Annotated in this window: 14 protein-coding genes; 8 read left to right on the top strand and 6 right to left on the bottom strand. The window is 58.9% G+C overall.

Features of this window, described 5'->3' with window-relative positions:
* Positions 1 to 160 precede the first annotated feature (160 nt).
* The gene (locus tag OKC31_RS10510; protein WP_270656957.1) at positions 161 to 919 is read left to right on the top strand and encodes a DUF6602 domain-containing protein; all 759 of its coding nucleotides are present in this window, start codon (positions 161 to 163) and stop codon (positions 917 to 919) included.
* 303 nt (positions 920 to 1,222) lie between these two features.
* On the top strand, positions 1,223 to 1,642 hold the full coding sequence (locus OKC31_RS10505; RefSeq protein WP_160880521.1) for a hypothetical protein: 420 nt from the start codon (positions 1,223 to 1,225) through the stop codon (positions 1,640 to 1,642).
* Between the two features lie 152 nt (positions 1,643 to 1,794).
* Here OKC31_RS10505 and OKC31_RS10500 read toward each other — a convergent pair whose 3' ends face one another.
* Positions 1,795 to 2,640 carry a DUF1194 domain-containing protein gene (locus OKC31_RS10500; RefSeq protein ID WP_270656955.1) on the bottom strand — a complete coding sequence of 282 codons (846 nt, stop codon included), beginning with the start codon at positions 2,638 to 2,640 and terminating at the stop codon, positions 1,795 to 1,797.
* 167 nt (positions 2,641 to 2,807) lie between these two features.
* On the opposite strand from OKC31_RS10500, the gene OKC31_RS10495 reads away from it, so the two are divergent.
* Complete coding sequence (locus OKC31_RS10495) at positions 2,808 to 3,575, top strand: hypothetical protein (protein WP_005351432.1); 768 nt, start codon at positions 2,808 to 2,810, stop codon at positions 3,573 to 3,575.
* Positions 3,562 to 4,008 (top strand): hypothetical protein, encoded by a 447-nt coding sequence (locus OKC31_RS10490; protein ID WP_270656954.1) that lies wholly within the window; start codon positions 3,562 to 3,564, stop codon positions 4,006 to 4,008. Before OKC31_RS10495 ends, OKC31_RS10490 begins: the two co-directional genes overlap by 14 nt.
* On the opposite strand, the gene OKC31_RS10485 is transcribed toward OKC31_RS10490, so the two are convergent.
* Genes OKC31_RS10485 through OKC31_RS10470 form a run of 4 tightly spaced genes read right to left on the bottom strand, consistent with a single transcriptional unit; the run spans position 3,986 to position 8,968 of the window.
* Positions 3,986 to 4,462, bottom strand: coding sequence for a hypothetical protein (locus OKC31_RS10485; protein WP_270656952.1), 477 nt, complete (start codon positions 4,460 to 4,462; stop codon positions 3,986 to 3,988). The two genes, OKC31_RS10490 and OKC31_RS10485, sit on opposite strands and share 23 nt — an antisense overlap.
* Positions 4,463 to 4,473: 11 nt before the next feature.
* Positions 4,474 to 7,020: a hypothetical protein gene (locus OKC31_RS10480; RefSeq protein WP_270656951.1), complete on the bottom strand. Its 2,547-nt coding sequence runs from the start codon at positions 7,018 to 7,020 to the stop codon at positions 4,474 to 4,476.
* The gene (locus tag OKC31_RS10475; protein ID WP_270656950.1) at positions 7,017 to 8,216 is read right to left on the bottom strand and encodes a glycosyltransferase; all 1,200 of its coding nucleotides are present in this window, start codon (positions 8,214 to 8,216) and stop codon (positions 7,017 to 7,019) included. The genes OKC31_RS10480 and OKC31_RS10475 overlap by 4 nt, the downstream gene beginning before the upstream one ends.
* The gene (locus OKC31_RS10470; RefSeq protein ID WP_270656949.1) at positions 8,213 to 8,968 is read right to left on the bottom strand and encodes an acyltransferase; all 756 of its coding nucleotides are present in this window, start codon (positions 8,966 to 8,968) and stop codon (positions 8,213 to 8,215) included. Before OKC31_RS10470 ends, OKC31_RS10475 begins: the two co-directional genes overlap by 4 nt.
* A gap of 299 nt (positions 8,969 to 9,267) precedes the next feature.
* Here OKC31_RS10470 and OKC31_RS10465 point away from each other — a divergent pair, with 299 nt between their 5' ends.
* The 4 genes from OKC31_RS10465 to OKC31_RS10450 are packed head-to-tail and all read left to right on the top strand — an operon-like array spanning position 9,268 to position 14,398.
* Positions 9,268 to 10,587: a lipopolysaccharide biosynthesis protein gene (locus OKC31_RS10465; RefSeq protein ID WP_270656948.1), complete on the top strand. Its 1,320-nt coding sequence runs from the start codon at positions 9,268 to 9,270 to the stop codon at positions 10,585 to 10,587.
* Entirely contained in the window at positions 10,575 to 11,981 is a 1,407-nt protein-coding gene (locus OKC31_RS10460) for an O-antigen ligase family protein (RefSeq protein WP_270656946.1), read from the top strand. Before OKC31_RS10465 ends, OKC31_RS10460 begins: the two co-directional genes overlap by 13 nt.
* Complete coding sequence (locus tag OKC31_RS10455; protein ID WP_227094628.1) at positions 11,978 to 13,249, top strand: glycosyltransferase family 4 protein; 1,272 nt, start codon at positions 11,978 to 11,980, stop codon at positions 13,247 to 13,249. Before OKC31_RS10460 ends, OKC31_RS10455 begins: the two co-directional genes overlap by 4 nt.
* 12 nt (positions 13,250 to 13,261) lie before the next feature.
* Positions 13,262 to 14,398, top strand: coding sequence for a glycosyltransferase family 4 protein (locus OKC31_RS10450; RefSeq protein WP_227094627.1), 1,137 nt, complete (start codon positions 13,262 to 13,264; stop codon positions 14,396 to 14,398).
* A gap of 59 nt (positions 14,399 to 14,457) precedes the next feature.
* Here the strand turns inward: OKC31_RS10450 and OKC31_RS10445 are convergent, their stop codons facing one another.
* A complete protein-coding gene (locus tag OKC31_RS10445) occupies positions 14,458 to 15,516 on the bottom strand; it encodes a diguanylate cyclase domain-containing protein (RefSeq protein WP_270656960.1) in 1,059 nt (352 codons plus the stop codon).
* Positions 15,517 to 16,650: the final 1,134 nt, after the last annotated feature.

Raw genomic sequence — 16,650 nt, 5'->3', positions numbered from 1 at the left:
GAGAGTATAAGATCACACCCAGATCGGTCGGTCAAATCCTCTTAACATTGCTTCAAAACGTTCACGATCTCGCCCTGCTTGTTCGCACCTTCCCTAAGGAACAAATTGCTCGTAAAGCTTCAGAAAGTATTTCCAAACAATATTGGAGTCATATAATTTCATGAGTAGTGTAGCCAAAACGTTTTCTAATACTGATGGAAAAGAATTTCTTAAAAATTCTTTCTCTATGCAGCAGAAGGTACTTCAATCCCAGCTGGCAATGTCTTCCGCAACCATAACTCACAATGGAACGATGGGAGAGGTTAACGAGCAGTATTTTATTGAAATAATAAAAAAGTACCTACCAGATCGTTATGCCGTTGATACAGGAATTGTTATAGACTCCAATGGTAAGACAAGTGATCAGATTGATGTGATAATTTTTGATAACCAATATACGCCGACTTTGTTAGATCAACAAGGCCACCGCTTTATTCCAGCTGAGTCAGTTTATGCGGTTTTAGAGGTCAAGCCTAAAATTGATAAGGGTTATCTTGAATATGCTGCCCAAAAAGCAGAATCAGTTCGGGTGCTCCATCGAACTAGTGTGGGCATACCACATGCAGGAGGAATTTACCCACCAAAGCAGCATTTTGAAATAATAGCCGGTATTGTAGCGACTGATATTGATTGGGCTGATGGGTTTGGTGAAGCATTTTTACGAAATCATAAAACGTTGAATGGAATGCAAAGGTTAGATTGTGGCTTGGCGGTATCTGGTGGATGCTTCGATATATTTTCGAATGATTCATCAATGAAGCTTGGTCCGGTTGATAATTCTCTTATTTATTTTCTTTTCCGTCTGTTGCAGAAGCTTCAATCGTTAGGAACAGTTCCTGCTATTGATTGGAATGAGTACGCAGAACAACTAGTAACCTAAAAACAGTTCCATAAAAATTCGCAATGTGTAGTATTTTACTATGCAGATGCGATGGTTTTAAGGTGATGTGCTGTTCGTAGGTTCGTTTATCTGGTAGGCGTAATTGCAAACTCGCGATGACACATTCCCGCTAATGTGGCGATATGGAAAAATTTTAGCGAGTTGAATTCAGAAAGGCCGCGAACGTCCGATTACGCTTCGCTAATCGAACCTGTTGCCTTGTGATAAAAACTTTTTTTGACAGCTTTTGTGCATGAAAATCTTTAGGGCTCGGCATTATAATAACCGAAAGGAAGTTTGAATATGAATGTTGAAACAAGTTCAGTTTTGGGATGGCTTGGAGTTGTGTTGGCTATAGTTGAAGTATGGCATCCAAGATTATCGGTGATGTTAGAAGATTATCTCGACAAGCAGATTTCAGAAGTTAACGCCTTTCAAAAACTCTTCCTAAATGAGTATGATGTTTTATCTAAGATGGCCAATAGTTCTATTAAAGAGGCTCTTAAGGGTCCCCAATTAATGACATTAGAAGAGCTTAAAGGAAGTACCTATACATCTATTGAGAATATTAAATCTTATTTGAGGTTTTATTTTGTCACATTGGTGAATGTTATGATTTTGAAACCAATTAGGCTTTTATTAGTATTCCTAAACAGAATCGGTAGAGGTAGGGCCGTTGGTGGCTTAGGCATCATTTTGGCTATATTGAGTACCATTTTATGAAATGGTGCCGATGATTGTTGTTAACAAAGCATTTCGGTGTTGACTACTGGCGGTATTCAAACCAGAAGTTGTGAAGCTCCTGCCGAAAGCCATGGTTACAGCAAAAAATCAGGGAGCCATAGCTCCCTAATCGCGACACACGGGGTGATAAATCAGCCGATGGCGGGCGCCAGTTGCCCGTTGGCGGGCTGCAGGCGTCCTTGGTTACGGCGCTGATAGCGCCAGGCCAGCAGTAGCGGCATACCGAGCAGCAGCTGGGCGGCCAGCGGGATCTCCTCGATGGGGGCGGCCAGTGCACCTTCCGGAATAATGCCCCCCTCAATTTCGGCCGCCAGTTTGAGCTCCAGCGCATTGCCAAAGTCGGCGAAGGTGGTGGCATTGATGACAAATGCATCCTGACCGCCCGCCACGTTCTCCACATACCACTCTTGCAGTACCCCATCGGCATAGTCCTGACCTATGGTGATGCCGTTGATGGTGTCGATGCCGGAGGCGAGCAGTTGATCCCGCACGGTGGAGGTATCCAGCCCGTTGTTCTGGATACCGTCACCCGACACATCCATCACCTGGCGGGCGGCGGTGTAGTTGTTGGTATCAAACTGCTGGGCACCAAAGGCCATGGCCGAACCGGGGGCCGTCATCCCCGCATAGGGGCGCACCAGGGCATCCAGGGTGGCGGCGAAGTTGTTGATGGAGGTCATGTCGTAGAGGTGGAACCAGTCAGTCATCACGCTCTGCTGGGTCGAACCGCTCCACATCACCATCTGTACCGCAATGGTCCCCAGCTTGTCGCCACTGGTGTCGAGGATGGCGCTCTGTACATCCTGACTGTAAAAGGCGTCCACATACCCCTGTAACTGCAAATTGAATTCCGATGAACTGACGCTGCCCGACACATCCATCAGCAGTTGCAGTTCGGTATCGACTTCGGTCAAGGCGTATGCGGGGGAGGTTACCAACAACATCCCCAGCAGCCCTGCCAACGGTTTGAGTTTCATTGCCCACTCCTTCTCCTTGGCGCTAGTGCCAGCAGGGGGAATGAATAAAGCGTGCCAGCTTTGTTGCATCCTCTGACTTGGCTTGGTCCGGGTGAGGCCGGGCAGGCATGGAACTTGCGAGAACTTGCGACAGAGGTCAAAAGCGCTGATAACCGGCAGGAGTTGCGATGGAGATCCGTCCCTGGCAGTGGGCACCCAACTGGCTGCTACTTGGTTTGGCCAATCAGTGGGGCATGGTGTGGCTCAATATGGGCCACTTCAACCTGCTGGTGGTGTTGCTGATTGCTATCTGGTGGCAAATTGCATCGCGGGTTGCACCGAGCTGGCGTCCGCATCCACTGGCGCTCGCCCTGTTTATCCTGCTGATCCTGATCCCCAGCGCCAGTTGCAAGGCGCTGGCCTGTCTGCTGTTGGTGGCCTCGCTATGGCGCCGTCATCAGAGTGGCGATGAGCGGGCGGTGTTGCAGATTGTGCTCGCCTTTACCGTGGCGGTGTTGTGGGGGCAGCAGGTGTTTGCCCTGCTCTCCGGCCCTGTGCTGGCCCTCGACGCCTGGGGGGTGGGCCAGTGGTTGCAGCTGCTGGGCTGGGAGACTCGCCTTGATGGCAATCGCATCGAGCGGCTGGGAGGCCATGCGCTGATTGTGCTCAAGGGGTGCTCCTCGTTTTCTCAACTCTATCTGGTGGTGCTCTCCTGGCTGGTCTCCTGCTGCTGGCTGGCGCCTGAGCGCCCCCTCTACCGGCAGTGGCCCATGTTGCTGCTGGTTTGCCTGCTCTATATCGGGGCCAATCAGTTGCGGTTGGTGCTGATGAGTCTGGATCTGCGCTGGTACGGCTGGCTCCATACCGGCTCGCTGGCCCAGCTCTACCAGTGGGCCATTATGTTGCTGGTGATGACCATTCTCTTTATCCGGGGGCGCCGTGATGCATCTATCTAGGGGATACCTGTTGCTGTTGCTGGTGGCACTGCTCAGTGCTGCCGCCATGGGCTGGCGTTATCAGAACCGGGCCGTTAACGAGGGAGCCAAGCCCATGCTGATGGAGCTGGTCCAGTTGGGATGGCGCTTGCGGGTGGCTACGCCGGTATTGGGCGGCACCTATGTCAGCTATCAGCTGGCCCATCCCCGCTGTGACGGTCTGCTGCAGGCCATGCTGGTGGCGCCTGATAGCGAGGCGATGTCAGTGACGCTGGCGGGTGAAGGGATGAGTCAGGGGGTGATGTTTTTAGGCGAGCTACACCAGAGTCCGCCGCTGCTCTCGTACCGTCTTACCCAGGGTTGGCGCAAATTGTGGGGGCTGGTCCCTTATCCCCTCTATCGGGTGGCCTTGCCAACCTCTTGCCTCGCGCTTATTGCGCCGCCGTTGGCGTGACCGCCCCCGATTCGCCGTTTGGCAGAATGCGGATCAGCAAGGTATTGGGGGCCAGCATGGGGTCATAGCGGGGCTCCAGCTCAATAGCGCGAGCTCCCAGCAAGCGGGTGAGGGCAGTAAGTCGCACGCTTGCCATTCGCGCACTCTCCAGCATGTCGGTTTGCAGCCCGGGGCCGCTTACCAGCGCAATCCGGGCCGGATCCTTGCGTCCTAAAAACTGATGCAGCAGCTGCTCCTGATCCGCTGGCAGTTGTGTCTCCGCGTTCTGGTACTGCAGTTGCAGCTGGGGCTGTTCGGCCAGCTGTTGTTCCCGCAACTGGTTGAGGATCGGCAGGGTCTCATTGACCGGCTCCTGACGGGCGCAACCGGTGAGGATCAGCAGCGGAAGCATCAGAGGCAACAGGCAGCGCAGGGCGCTGTCGTTTGCTGTGGAGCGGGGAATCTGGTTGGCCATACGCAGTCACTTCAGGAGGATGAGTTGGCACCAGTTTGCAATGTTTTCAATCCCTTGGCCAGTTGTTCAATCTCGCGGCGCCACTGGATCCAGGCGGCAGAGGGCAGTTGCTCTGCCACCTGCCAGCGGGTCGGCAGCTGATCGCGCAGGCGCTCCAGCAGCAGGGCGGCATCCACCTGATAGCGGGCCTCCTGCTCCAGCCATGCGAGCCAGCGCAGATCTTCGATGGCTTGCTGCAACAGTAACAGATCGCGGGAGAGGTGATGCGCCTCGCAGGCTTGCGGGCCGAGCAGCATAAAGTCGCTCTCCCGCCCGTCGGTGGGGTCATAAGGCAGGGCGGTGGGCATGCGACCATGCCACTGCAAATAGCCCTCGGCGCCGCTTTGCCACAAATAGAACCCGGCGGCTCTCGGGGTGCCCAGATTGTAAAACCAGGGGGTGACCTTGTGCTGGCGTATCCGCGCCACATCGGCCTTGTCGGCGCCAAAGCCTGCGTTGATCAGGGCAATCTCCACCTCTGCAAGCAGACCAACCTGACCCGGATGATTGAAGTGGCCTGCGCGGATCACCGCTGGATCCCGCCGTTTCATCTCCCGCGCCAGGGTGGTGATGGCGGGCAGGGTGGCAAGATCCGGCTCATCAAACAGGCTCCATGCCAGCGGGGGCAAGCCGCTGGCGGTCAGCCCCTGTTGCCGCGCCTGCCACTGATCAAGCTGGTTGGCAGGGTCTCCCCCCCAGCGTTTGAGCGGGGTATAGGCCAGCAGGGGCGGCACAAAGCCGAGCCCGGCCGCCTCTCCCATGATCTCCTGCATCCCCGCTTCATCCTGTGGCAGGGCGGGCGAGAGGCCGCTGATCCCGAGTTTGGCGAGCCGCTGCAGATCGCAGTGACTGGCCTCGGCGATCTGCTCTTTTAACGCCTCGGGATTGGGGCTCAGCCAGTTGAGATAGGGGGGCGCTTCGACATAGATGCCGACCGGCTTGCTGGCCGCGGGCAGGGTCAGCGGCAGCACCTCGATAGTCAGTGGCAACTGCACCAGTTGCTGTTGGCTCAGCAGCTGAATATTGCCCAGATAGCGCCCCGCCGGCGCATCGCGTGGGACTGTTATCTGCAGCACCAGACGCCGAGGTACGTCTGCCAGCAGGGTGAGCCCGGCGATCCCCTCGACCAGCTCCTGATCCGAGGGGGCTAGCAGGGTGCCACTCGCCTGCGGGCGAACCAGATGCCACTTGCCGTAATAGGGGGTCAGCGCCAGCGGCGATCCTGCTTGCTCAGGGGGCTGGATCACCAGCAAGGGGGCCGGATCGTCGGTGGCGGCGTGGATGGCAAACTCCAGCAACAGCTGGCTGCCACGGGCGGCCAGCACGGGTTGCGCAGCCTGCTGCAACGCATCGGCCGCAGATAGCGGAGCGATCTGCAGGGTGGGGGCGGCATCCGTAATCGGCGTGAGGCTCAGTTGCTGCGAAGCAGGGGCTGGGGCTGGGGTTGGGGAATAGTGCGCCAGAGTCCACTTTTCCAAAAACAGCTGGCGCTGCTTGGTCAGCACGCTTGCGGTAGCGTCGGCCAATACGGCGAGATCTTTTCCACTATTCGGGAGAGCCTCTTTGCTGGTGGGGGCCGGATAGGGGGCAAGCAGCAGCCCCGCCAGGTATTTGGCATCCGGTGAGTGGCCCACCAGTGTGATAGTGAGCGGGCCGCCGGGGTGGTTCAGGGTGACATGGACCGGGCCGCCTTGACGAGCTCCGAACAGCTGCCAGGGATCCGGATTTGGCAGTGCCTCGCGGGACTGCCCCGCCAGATAGCGCTGCGTTAGCCACTCCTGCGGTTGCCACTGCTCGGCCCAGATGGGCTCGCCATTGACCAGCACGCTGCGCTCGAAGGGGTGGGGCAGGTACTCCCACTCGCCGGGGTCATCGAGCCAGAGGGTGAGCTGGTAGCGTCCTTTGGCTAGATCCAGTCGTACTCCGTCGAGATTGCGCAGTCCATCGCGAACCAGGGCATCGCCGGAGGGACGCAAGATGGGGGTGGGATGGCCAATCAGCCGGGGATCCCCCGGACTCAGGGGCTCAAAGCCGGTAAAGCGGGGCGCAGCCGCAGCCCCCAGATCCAGCGCAATGGTGCCCGCTGGCAAGGTCAAACCGGGCTGCCAGTACCAGCGGTGAATGGTCATGGAGGGGGCGTTATCGGCCATAAAGAGATAGAGCTTGGTGAGTTTCTCCAACGCCAGCGCTCTGGGCTGGCTGGTGCGCCACTCACTCAAGGCAAAGCGCTGGGTGAAGGGGCCGGGGGCGACAATCCGCTCCAGATTGACCCGGCTGCGGTAGTTGACCGAGGCCTCATCGTCGATACGCAGGATCAGGGTTTGCGGGCGGGCGCTGGGGTTATGGCCCTCGATCACCAGTTCATCATCGCTGCCTATTGGCCAGTTGTGGGTGCTCAGATCAAGCCGCTGGGGTGTCTGGTTACTGGTTAGGGGCAGCGGGGTCAGCCCCTCCAGCCGGGTAGCGGCTATTGCTGCATGGCAGCAGAGCAGGATAACCAGCCAGAGCCCTCTGCTCATCCGGCCAGCCCCTTCAACCAGTTGTTCAGCTCGGCAGCCTTGTGATCCCAGCTTTGCTGGGCCACCTGCTGTTGGCGAGTGTGGCGCCCTTCGCTGCGGGTGAGCCCCTCCCAGCCACTCTCCTGAAACCAGCCCGGATTGGATTGATCAAAGGCGGCCCGGTTGATGGCCTGGGCCAGGCTCTCCCCATCGTGGGGGAGCTGGATCTGATCCCGATAGCCATCGAGGGCCGGAAAATCGGTGCTGACGATGGGCCTCCCTGCTGCAAGATATTCGCGCAATTTCAATGGATTGCAGGCACGGATCTGGGCGTTGTCGACAAAGGGCAGCAGGCTCACCTGCCAGTGCTGGGCATAGGCCGCCAGCGTGTGGTGGGGACGGGGCCCCAGCAGATGGATATTGGGGAGCCCCTTGAGGGGGGAGATATCGGTCTGGACCGGGCCAATCAGCACCAGATCCCAGTGGGGCAGGGCGGCGGCCGTCTCTGCCAGCAGGGGGATATCAATCCAGTCGCTCAGGCTGCCGTAAAATCCGGCAATGGGGCGGCCGGAGGGGAGATCTGCCGGACGCTCTCTGGGGGGCATAAACAGCTCGAGATCCACACCGTGGCTGAGCAGCCGGGTTTTATGGGGGGGGAAGCGGCTGGCTAGTGCGGGGCTGGCGGCCAGAATGAGATCCGCTTTTTCCACCAGTCGGGCTTCGCAGTGAGCGATGGCCTGATGATCCACCCCCGCCAGCGCCGAGAAGTCATCGCCGCAGTAGTAGATGACCGCCCGCTCTTCGAGCTTGCCAATCAGATCGACGGCGCTGGGCAGGGAGATCCAGAGCAAGGGGCGATCCAGCTCGGGCAGCTGACGCCGGATCTGCGCCGCCAGCCAGTGGCCATTGATCTTGCCTGCCAGCCGACTGCCCGGCAGTGGCAAGGCGAGCGGCGGCAGTACCCGGGGGCTGCTGACCTCTGATGGCGCAACCGACTGGCCGCCAGCATGGCGCGCGCCGCGCAGCACGGCCCCCAGTTTGCGGACGATACGGGTGAGATCATGAAGGGTAAAACGGGGGCAGCGCATGCCGATGGAGTTGACCCAGAGCACCTGATAATCGGGCAACAGACGCTTGATCAGGTGCTGGGTGCTGGAGGGGTGCTGGCCCCAATCCTCGCCCAGCACCACCAGTTGCGGCAGTGAGTGTGGTTTCATGCAAAGGTCTCCGAAGCGTGTGCGAGGTCGCTGTGATCCTGTGGCTGCAAGGGGCGCAGTACGGTGGCCGGTACACCCGCTGCCAGCACACCTGCAGGCAGATCCCGAGTGACGACGCTGCCTGCGGCGACAATGGTGCCGGCGCCTATGGTGACACCGGCCATCACCATCACCCCGGTGCCTAGCCAGACATCCTGCTCCAGCACAATGGCCCCCACCTGTTCATCGCGATCCGGCAGGCCCCGGGCGCGATCGCGGGCGTTGACCGGGTGCCCCGGGTAGCCCGCCAGAAAGGCGCGCCCTGCAATCCGGACGTTATCCCCCAGTACTATCTTGCTGCCCACCGCCAGGGTGGTCTGCCAGCCAATGCCGACATTGCGGCCAATGACCAGCCTTGGCGTCTGGCTCGATGCCCGGCCGCTGATGGTCATGGCGGCGCTGAGGCGGCAGTCGGCACCAATTTCGATGGTGACCGGGCCGCTGATATAGGGGATGCCGCCATAGAGATAGAGGCGTGGCGCGGGGGCTGTGAGGCGAGATTGAAACAAGGGGGTCCACCAAAGGGTGCGGGTCAGGGTTGCCAGCGCGTTGCTGCCCAGCAGATAGAGCCGATAAAGCAGCCGATGCAGGGGTGGGATCACGGGGAATGACCAGTGGCGGGCACTTTTGGCCAGTCGCCATACCCGGCGAGCCAGTGGCGTCTCTCCCTGTTTGGCCCAGCTTTTCATCCGGTGCAGGTTGATGGTGTTCATGGCGACCTCTCCCTCTGGTGCAGTCCGTTGCTCGCTATGCAGAAAGCAGGGATCGGGCCAACAGGACGACCCCAGCGGGATCGGGCCAAATGGGGCTAAGAGGTGGGGCAGATTGCGCCGGTCGGTGCAATTTGCAGCCAGCGTTGTGCAAAACGCAAATGCCAGTCTCATTCTGGGCTTGTTCAGGCCGGTTAAGCCGCACAGAGGGGCTATCGCTTCAGGGCGGGAGTGAGTGGCGTGGGCTTTGCATTAGCGGTAGCTGACCTGGAGCAGGATGCTTCGGGTGGCTGGGAGGCCCTATGAAACTTGGTGTGAACCAGATTGCCATGCTCTATTACGCCGGCGGATTGCTCCTGATGAAGGGGATCTCCCTGCTGATGCTGCCGGTGTTGACCCATCAGCTGCTGCCTCGTGAATACGGCCAGCTGGAGGTGCTGCTGACCCTCATCAATCTGGGTTCCCTTATTTTGGGCTTCGGGCTGGTAGATGCCCTCTACCGCTTTGCCGGATTGGCGAAAGATGAGCAGGAGCGCCAGCAGGTGGTGGCCCGCATGTTTGGTCTGGTCTGGCTGATCGCCCTGGCCAGTCTGGCGCTGCTCTGGCTCTTGGCACCTGTGGTGCAAGCCTGGCTGCCGGTGGAAACCCGCCTTGCGGATGTGCGCTGGGTGCTCTGCGCCCTGCCGTTTGAAGGGGTGATCGGCGTGCCGCTGGCATGGCTGCGCATGCGCAATCAGGCGCAGCTCTTTTTCGTGGCGACCGCAGGCAAGGCGGTGATCCAGTCGGTGCTGACCGGCTGGTGGCTCTGGCTCGGTTGGGGCGTGAGCGGGGTGCTGGCCTCCGGCACCCTGACCTGCGTTGCACTGGCGCTGCTGCTGAGCCTCTGGCAGTGGCGAGATAGCGGGATCCGCTTTGACTGGCAGCACTATCGGCCGCTGCTGCGCTATGGATTGCCCCTGGTGGTGAGCGGGCTGGCAGGTTTTGCCCTGAGCGGACTGGATCGCTGGCTGCTGGCCGATGTGGTGGGTGAGGCGCTGCTCGCCTACTACGCGGTGGCGGGCAAGCTGGCGCTGGCAGTGGGGTTGTTGCTGCAACCCTTTGCCCTCTGGTGGTATCCCCGCCGTTTCATGCTGCTGCGCGAACCGGATGGACTGCGACTCAATGCTCACTACAGCGTGATGGGGTCGGTGTTGGGGTTTGTTACCGCGGGGATTGTCGGGCTCACTGCCCCCTTGCTCATTCGCTGGCTGACCCCGGAGAGCTATCACGGGGCGATTGCCTATATTCCGCTGCTGGTGCTGGGGATGGCGGTGCGCAATGTTTCGGACTTGCTCAATGTCGGCTGCTTTAGCGGCGAGAAGAGCAATGCCCAGATGGTGATCAATCTGGGCTGCAGCGCCCTTGGGGTGGCAGGCTTTCTGCTCGCCATCCCCCCCTTCGGGGTTGCCGGGGTGATCTGGACCCTGCTGCTGGTCTATCTGGTGCGGGCGCTGGCCTTTTATCTGGTGAGCCAGCGGTTGCTGCCGCTGCCGTATCGCCTCTCGACCCTCTGGGCCAGTTCGCTCGGGGCGCTGGCGATGGTCTGGCTCGGCCAATGGTGGGCAGGATCATGGCTCGTCTAACGCCAGCCATCTGGGCAAGCACCATCTGTCTGGTGCTGGCCCTGCTCTGGTGGCGGCTGCCCCATCCCTTGCTGCTGCCGGTGCTCGGCCTTGCCATTCCCGCCATCTGGTTTGCCCTGCGCTGGCCCTTCTTGATGGTGCTGGGGTTTGTCACCTTCTCCTTCTTTCGACTGCATGAGGTGTTCCCCCAGCTCTATCCCCTCAAGATCCCGCTGCTCTTCTCGCTGGCTGCCATCGGCGCGCTGGTCTGGCACATTTTGCTGACCGGCCGGATCAAGCCCTACTGGAGTCCTGCCCTGAGCTGGCTGACGGCCTTCTTTGTGATGGTCTCCATCGGTGTGCTGTTTGCCAGCAACCGGGGCGAGGCGATCGCCACCTGGACCGGCAGCTACAGCAAGATCTATCTGATGACCCTGGCCACCGCCTGGCTGGTGCGCACCCCGGGGGATTTTGCGCTGGCGGTGCGCACTTTTGTTGTGGCGGGTTGTCTGGTGGCGCTGGTGGCCCTCTACAACAAGGCGAGCGGGATCGGGCTGGTGGAGGGGACCCGGGTGACCATAGGGCGCGAGCTGGGCTCTGTGCTGGGGGATCCCAACGATCTGGCGCTGGTGCTGCTCTTTCCTGCCGGCTTTTCGCTGAGCTTGTTGCTCAATCAGGGCAATGGGGTGGGGGGGCGTTTGCTGGGGGGGCTTGGTTTTGTCCTGACTGCGGCCGCCATTATCGCCACTCAGAGCCGCGGCGGCTTGCTTGGCGTGTGTGCGGTCAGCGGCCTGTTTGCCTGGCAGCGGGTGAAGTCGAAAACCCTGTTGATCTCGCTGGGGATGGTCGCGCTGGTGGTGCTGTTTGCCGCCGCCGGGATCAGCGACCGGGCATCTGGCGGCGCCGCCGAGAGTGGGGTCGATGCCTCGGCCATGGGGCGGATCTACGCCTGGCAAGCGGCCTGGGGCATGGCGCTGGGCCATCCGTTGGTGGGGGTGGGCTTGTCCAATTTCTATTACAACTACTTCTTCTACAGCCCCCATTGGGATGGGCTTAATCATGCGGTGCACTCCACCTGGTTCGGGGTGCTGGCTGAAACCGGCTTTGTCGGGTTGGCGCTGTTTATCGGCATGGTGACGGTGGCCCTGCGCAGTTGCTGGCGTTGCCAGCTCGCTGGCATGCCTCCTGCAGTGATCACGGCGATGCAGGGGGTGATGGCCAGCATGGTGGGGTTTGTGATTTCGGGATCCTTCCTGACCCAGGGGTTTACCTGGCCTATCTATCTGGAGTTGGCGCTGGCCGTCGCCGCCATCAAGTACGTGCAGCAGGCGGCCGCAGAGGTGAAGGCCACCGCTGAGGAGCATCAGGAGGCAACCCGGTTGCCGGCAGTGCCACCAAAGGGAGCAAGAGGATGAACGCAACCCCTGTTTTGCTGGTTCACTACGGAGAGGACTGGATCCGCGGCAGCGAACGCTGCCTGCTGGATCTGCTGGCCCACCTCGATCGCAGCCGGTTTACGCCCCTGCTCTGGTGCAATAGCCCGACGCTGGCGGCAGAGGCGGCCACCCTCGGGGTAGAAACCATGGTCGAGCCGTTCAGCCTGCTGCTGGGATGGCAGGCGCCACGTTTTGATCTTGCGGCCCATCGGCGCCTCTCCCGGCGAGCCAGAGAGCTCATCACCGAGCGGCAGATTGGGCTGGTGCACGCCAACAGCGCGGCCCCTTGTCAGTGGCTGGCGGGGGTCTGTCGGGCGTTGCAGGTACCGCTGGTGTGCCACCTCCATGCCCGTTACCAGCCAAGAGACAGGTTCAGCCTGCGGGTTCATCAGGCAAGCGTGCTGATCGGGGTGAGCGAGCCGGTGTTGACCGGTTGGCGCCAGGATGGCTGCGCGGCCGATCGGTTGATCCGGGTACCCAACGGGGTGGATGCCGCTCGCCTGAATGGCGGTGCTCACTGGCCGGTCGTCGGCATGCTGGGCTTGCCACCGGGGGATATGATCATCGCAACCGTTGGCTCATTGATCAAACGCAAGGGGATTGATCTGCTGATCCGCTCGCTGGCTGCCCTGATGGCATCGGGGGAGGAGGCCCAGTTGTTGATCATTGGCAGCGGTCCGGAGCGGGAAGCATTGATGGCGTTGGCTGTCGAGCTCGGGGTTGCCGAGCAGGTCCACTTTCTCAGCGAGCGACCAGACAGCGCGGCTATCTTGCGGGGCGGGGTGGATCTGCTGGTCTCCGGCGCCCGTGAGGAGGTGTTTGGTCTGACGTTGGCGGAGGCGGGCATGTTGGGGCTTCCGGTCAGTGCCTATCGGGTAGGCGGCATCCCCGAAGTGGTGGAGGAGGGGGTGACCGGCTTGCTGGCAACCCCGGGGGATTGGGCCGAGATGGCTGATCACTGGCGGCAATTGAGCAATCCGCAGCGCCGATGTGCGATGGGGCGGGCCGCTAAGTTGCGTGCCGCACAGCTGTTCACGGTGGCGCGCTATGTCGACGGGGTCACGGCGGTGTGGGACGCCGCGCTGGCTGGTCGTTGGCACGCCACGGCCTCCACACCCTTCCGACCACTCATGCATTGGGCGGGGCAACGCCTCCTTGCCAGAGGTCGCAATATGCTGGCGAGTGGGATGGCAAGAGTTGCGCAAAAAGTGCAACTGGGGTTTGGCCGCCGCAAGGTGCCAGAGTAAGGGAGCAGCAAGATGAGCATGCAAACTGAGCCGGTGTTCGGAAAGGTCATCGTTGTGGATCCTATCCCGTTTCGCGGTGGCTCCAAGGTTGCGACCGAAGTGCTGCTCGATGAGTTGGCCAAACGGATGCCCGGGCTCACATGCCATGTGCTGACCCAGGATCCCGACTCCTGGTCCCGTTGTCAGCATCATCCCCTTTGGCTGCCCCACATATTGAAGGGGCGGGAGTCCGGCATCGGTTATCTGCTCAAACAGGGGTGGCAGACCATGCTGATCCTCTGGCTGGTGTTGCGTCTGGGGGAGGTGAAGTGTCTGGTGGCGGCGTCCGGGCCTGGGGTGGATCTCTGCTGTTACTGGGCGGCCCGCTGGTTGCGGTGCCGGGTGGTTCAGCTGATCCATGGCCCTGTGGGGTGCTCGGGGCTCTCTGCCAGGGCCTTGCAACGGGCGAATTTTGTGTTTTATCTCGAATCAACTCGCAGCTCCCTGGCGGCATTGCTGGCCCGGCTTGGCGAGACCGAGTTCCCGTCACACTGGCAGCCATTTACCAACGGTTTGAGCGAGATTGATTGGCCCAAAGCGACCCTGGGGGGGCCTCGTATTTTGTGGGCGGCCTCGTTGCTGCGCTGGAAGGGACTGGAGACCATGCTGGCCGCCCATCAACTGATCCCTGACGCGCGCCCCGAGCTGATGGTGTGCTATCTGCAGCCCAAGGGCACGCTGCAACCCTGCAGCCAGCCTCAGCCACAGCTGCCAGACACGCACTGGTATGCCAACCCCGCCAATCTTGACGAGATCCGATCACAATGCGGCATTTTTGTCTCCACCAGTCATCAGGAGCCCTTTGGCCTCTCCATTCTGGAGGCCATGGCGGCAGGATTATGCGTGGTGATCCCGGCCGATGGCGCCTGGTGGGACCGACACCTTACGGATGACGTGAATTGCCGTAAATATCAGCCAAACGATCCCGGCGATCTGGCGCGGGTGCTGGCCAGCCTCAATGCCATGCCCGACGTGGTCAAGCGACTTGGCCATCATGCCCGCCTGCATGCCATGGTCCATTACAACGCGGCGGATACCTATCAAAGCACACTGGATCAGTGGGAAGGTATGTTGCGATGGGATGCGTTGAGCCTTGCCGTGCATGGTTAGCGTGCAGTGGTTCCCCGTGGGGAGGATGGTTACGCATGAGGGACTTATGGGCAGAGGGGTTACGGGAGGCTGGGTGACTCCGCCAGTCTGATGCAGTTACGGCCGGATGATTTGGCGGTGTAGAGCGCAGCATCAGCCAGTTTTACCAGTTCAGATGGCTGCCAGTGACTCGATGGTCTGAGGCAGGCAACACCCATGCTAACGGTCACCAGACCGGTGGCATTTTGTGCGTGTGGCTGCGCGAGTGCAAAAATCAGCCGCTGGATATGTTGGGCAATTTCATAGGCGGATTGACGCTCGACATGTGGCAACAGGATGACAAATTCCTCTCCGCCGTAGCGAGCCACCAACTCCCCCGAGCGGCGCCCGGATTGCGCCAGGGTATGGGCCAGCAATCGAAGGCACTCGTCACCGGCAACGTGGCCATAGAGGTCGTTGAACTGCTTGAAATGATCGATGTCGAGCATGATGAGCGCAATCGGCATCTCTGTCTGAATACAGTGCTCCCAGGCCTGGTTCAATGAGTTGTCGAACAGACGACGGTTGCCGATATTGGTGAGCCCGTCGGTATTGCTGAGCGCTTCCAGTTTCCGGTTCGCTTCGGCCAGCTCTTTGGTTCTGAGCTCGATAATGAGCTCCAGCTCATGTTGGCGCGCCTCCAGACTGGTCATCGGGTAAATTTCGCTTTCCCGAGCCGCACTGTAAGGGATGGAGATACTGCTGTGAGCAATTTTCCACGCCATGGCTTCGTGTCGAAAAATCAGCACCAGTCTGGCGGTTCTGCGGGAGAGGATAGGTTCTGATTTCGGTAGATGGATATGGAAGAAGGCGGTGACCGCCACCACATCGGCGGCCAGATCTTGCAGGGTTACGTCGAGTATTTCCAGGCGGATCCTGCCCGGGATCTGGGCAAAATCGCGGCGGGTTATCCGGATCCACTCATCTCTATCGGTAACCAGAACATCACTGCTGCCGGCAAAACCGCTGAAATTGTCGCTAAACCGCGTGGTGAGCCGATCATCCCGTGATGAATACATCTCGATGTACTCATCAAACAGTGAGCGGATCAACTGTTCCCGTTCAGTGGTCATTGCGCTGGGTCCATGTGAAGTGGTCACGTTTTTCAAACGTTCGATTGAATTATAGTCAATTATGTCATTTAAATTGGCTATCTATCTTGATTTTTCTCGTTTTTTTGTTCAATTCCCGCACTTGGCAAGTGTCCCTAGGGCCAGCCAGAAACAAGGCTTCATGGCGTTGTTATCAGAGGCAGTCAGGGGGAGGTTTCTCTCTGCAACTGCGGCCGCTGCGGGCTGAATTTCACGAGGTGAGCAGGGCTGTCAACGAGTTCGAGTTCGATCAGGCAAGGTAGTGGCTGGAGCCACTGCTTGACTGATGATTAACACCCTTATCGTTTGTCATGTTTATCGTCATCCAAACTCATTTTTTGGGGTTGCCATTGAACAAGAATAATTATCATCTATATCGATGGGAATGGATATTTACGCTCTGGTTAATTACGCAGGGTGACGTGAAGGTAAATAGTGTGAAGGTGGGCGGTAACATCTGTAACTGGGTGAGCGAATGCATCGCGAGTTAAATATGTACACTATGTTGCAGGCAGCCTTCCACCTTGCCTTTTCTCTCTCCAATGATTTGAATGCAGATTCACGATGATGCGTAAACATATCCGTGAGCGCGATATTTTACTCACCCGCATCCAAGACAATAAAAAGAGTGGGGGGGCGTATTGATATGCATACCTCGGCGGTATCTTTTCATTAAGCGGTGTTAAACATAAGGGAGGCCAAGCGGGGTTGTACTGTGTGGGCTAGCAGGAGCAATCATCGCCGTCCAGTGCAGGCTGAATGCAAACTGAAACCAAGCGACATGCAGGTAAATCGTGCCGTGCAGGCCGTGCTTGCTACCGGTGGCAGCTGGCCGTGAGACAGTTCTGGTGTGGGGAGGTAAGTCAGGAGGTTGCCCGTAGATGACTGCATGAAATATGCAATGAGATGAGTAAAGATATATTCAATGGATCATTTATTGTTGAGCGTCATTATTGTTAAATGAGCGGTATAGCCAAGATTTCAATCATGTTAATTTGGCTCACAGTGAAAGAGAGGATATGCAGTGATTAATTATTTAATATCCAATTAAGTTCATAAAATTTATGGGGATGCTAAATATCTCTTTGGGGGTAATTAATTTCATTTGTGATGTGGCTCGCTATGAAAATAGGGGTAAGCCGG

This window comes from Aeromonas sp. Y293-4, from assembly GCF_027705905.1.
In the GTDB taxonomy this organism is placed as follows: Bacteria; Pseudomonadota; Gammaproteobacteria; order Enterobacterales; family Aeromonadaceae; genus Aeromonas; species Aeromonas veronii.
This window is presented reverse-complemented; position numbering and strand designations above follow the sequence as displayed.

Excerpts from the sequence above, each read along its gene's own strand:
- OKC31_RS10455 (WP_227094628.1), top strand. The coding sequence starts at position 11,978 with ATGAACGCAACCCCTGTTTTGCTGGTTCACTACGGAGAGGACTGGATC.
- OKC31_RS10460 (WP_270656946.1), top strand. The coding sequence starts at position 10,575 with ATGGCTCGTCTAACGCCAGCCATCTGGGCAAGCACCATCTGTCTGGTG.
- OKC31_RS10470 (WP_270656949.1), bottom strand. The coding sequence starts at position 8,968 with ATGAACACCATCAACCTGCACCGGATGAAAAGCTGGGCCAAACAGGGA.
- OKC31_RS10510 (WP_270656957.1), top strand. The coding sequence starts at position 161 with ATGAGTAGTGTAGCCAAAACGTTTTCTAATACTGATGGAAAAGAATTT.
- OKC31_RS10485 (WP_270656952.1), bottom strand. The coding sequence starts at position 4,462 with ATGGCCAACCAGATTCCCCGCTCCACAGCAAACGACAGCGCCCTGCGC.
- OKC31_RS10495 (WP_005351432.1), top strand. The coding sequence starts at position 2,808 with ATGGAGATCCGTCCCTGGCAGTGGGCACCCAACTGGCTGCTACTTGGT.
- OKC31_RS10475 (WP_270656950.1), bottom strand. The coding sequence starts at position 8,216 with ATGAAACCACACTCACTGCCGCAACTGGTGGTGCTGGGCGAGGATTGG.
- OKC31_RS10465 (WP_270656948.1), top strand. The coding sequence starts at position 9,268 with ATGAAACTTGGTGTGAACCAGATTGCCATGCTCTATTACGCCGGCGGA.
- OKC31_RS10500 (WP_270656955.1), bottom strand. The coding sequence starts at position 2,640 with ATGAAACTCAAACCGTTGGCAGGGCTGCTGGGGATGTTGTTGGTAACC.
- OKC31_RS10450 (WP_227094627.1), top strand. The coding sequence starts at position 13,262 with ATGAGCATGCAAACTGAGCCGGTGTTCGGAAAGGTCATCGTTGTGGAT.
- OKC31_RS10490 (WP_270656954.1), top strand. The coding sequence starts at position 3,562 with ATGCATCTATCTAGGGGATACCTGTTGCTGTTGCTGGTGGCACTGCTC.
- OKC31_RS10480 (WP_270656951.1), bottom strand. The coding sequence starts at position 7,020 with ATGAGCAGAGGGCTCTGGCTGGTTATCCTGCTCTGCTGCCATGCAGCA.
- OKC31_RS10505 (WP_160880521.1), top strand. The coding sequence starts at position 1,223 with ATGAATGTTGAAACAAGTTCAGTTTTGGGATGGCTTGGAGTTGTGTTG.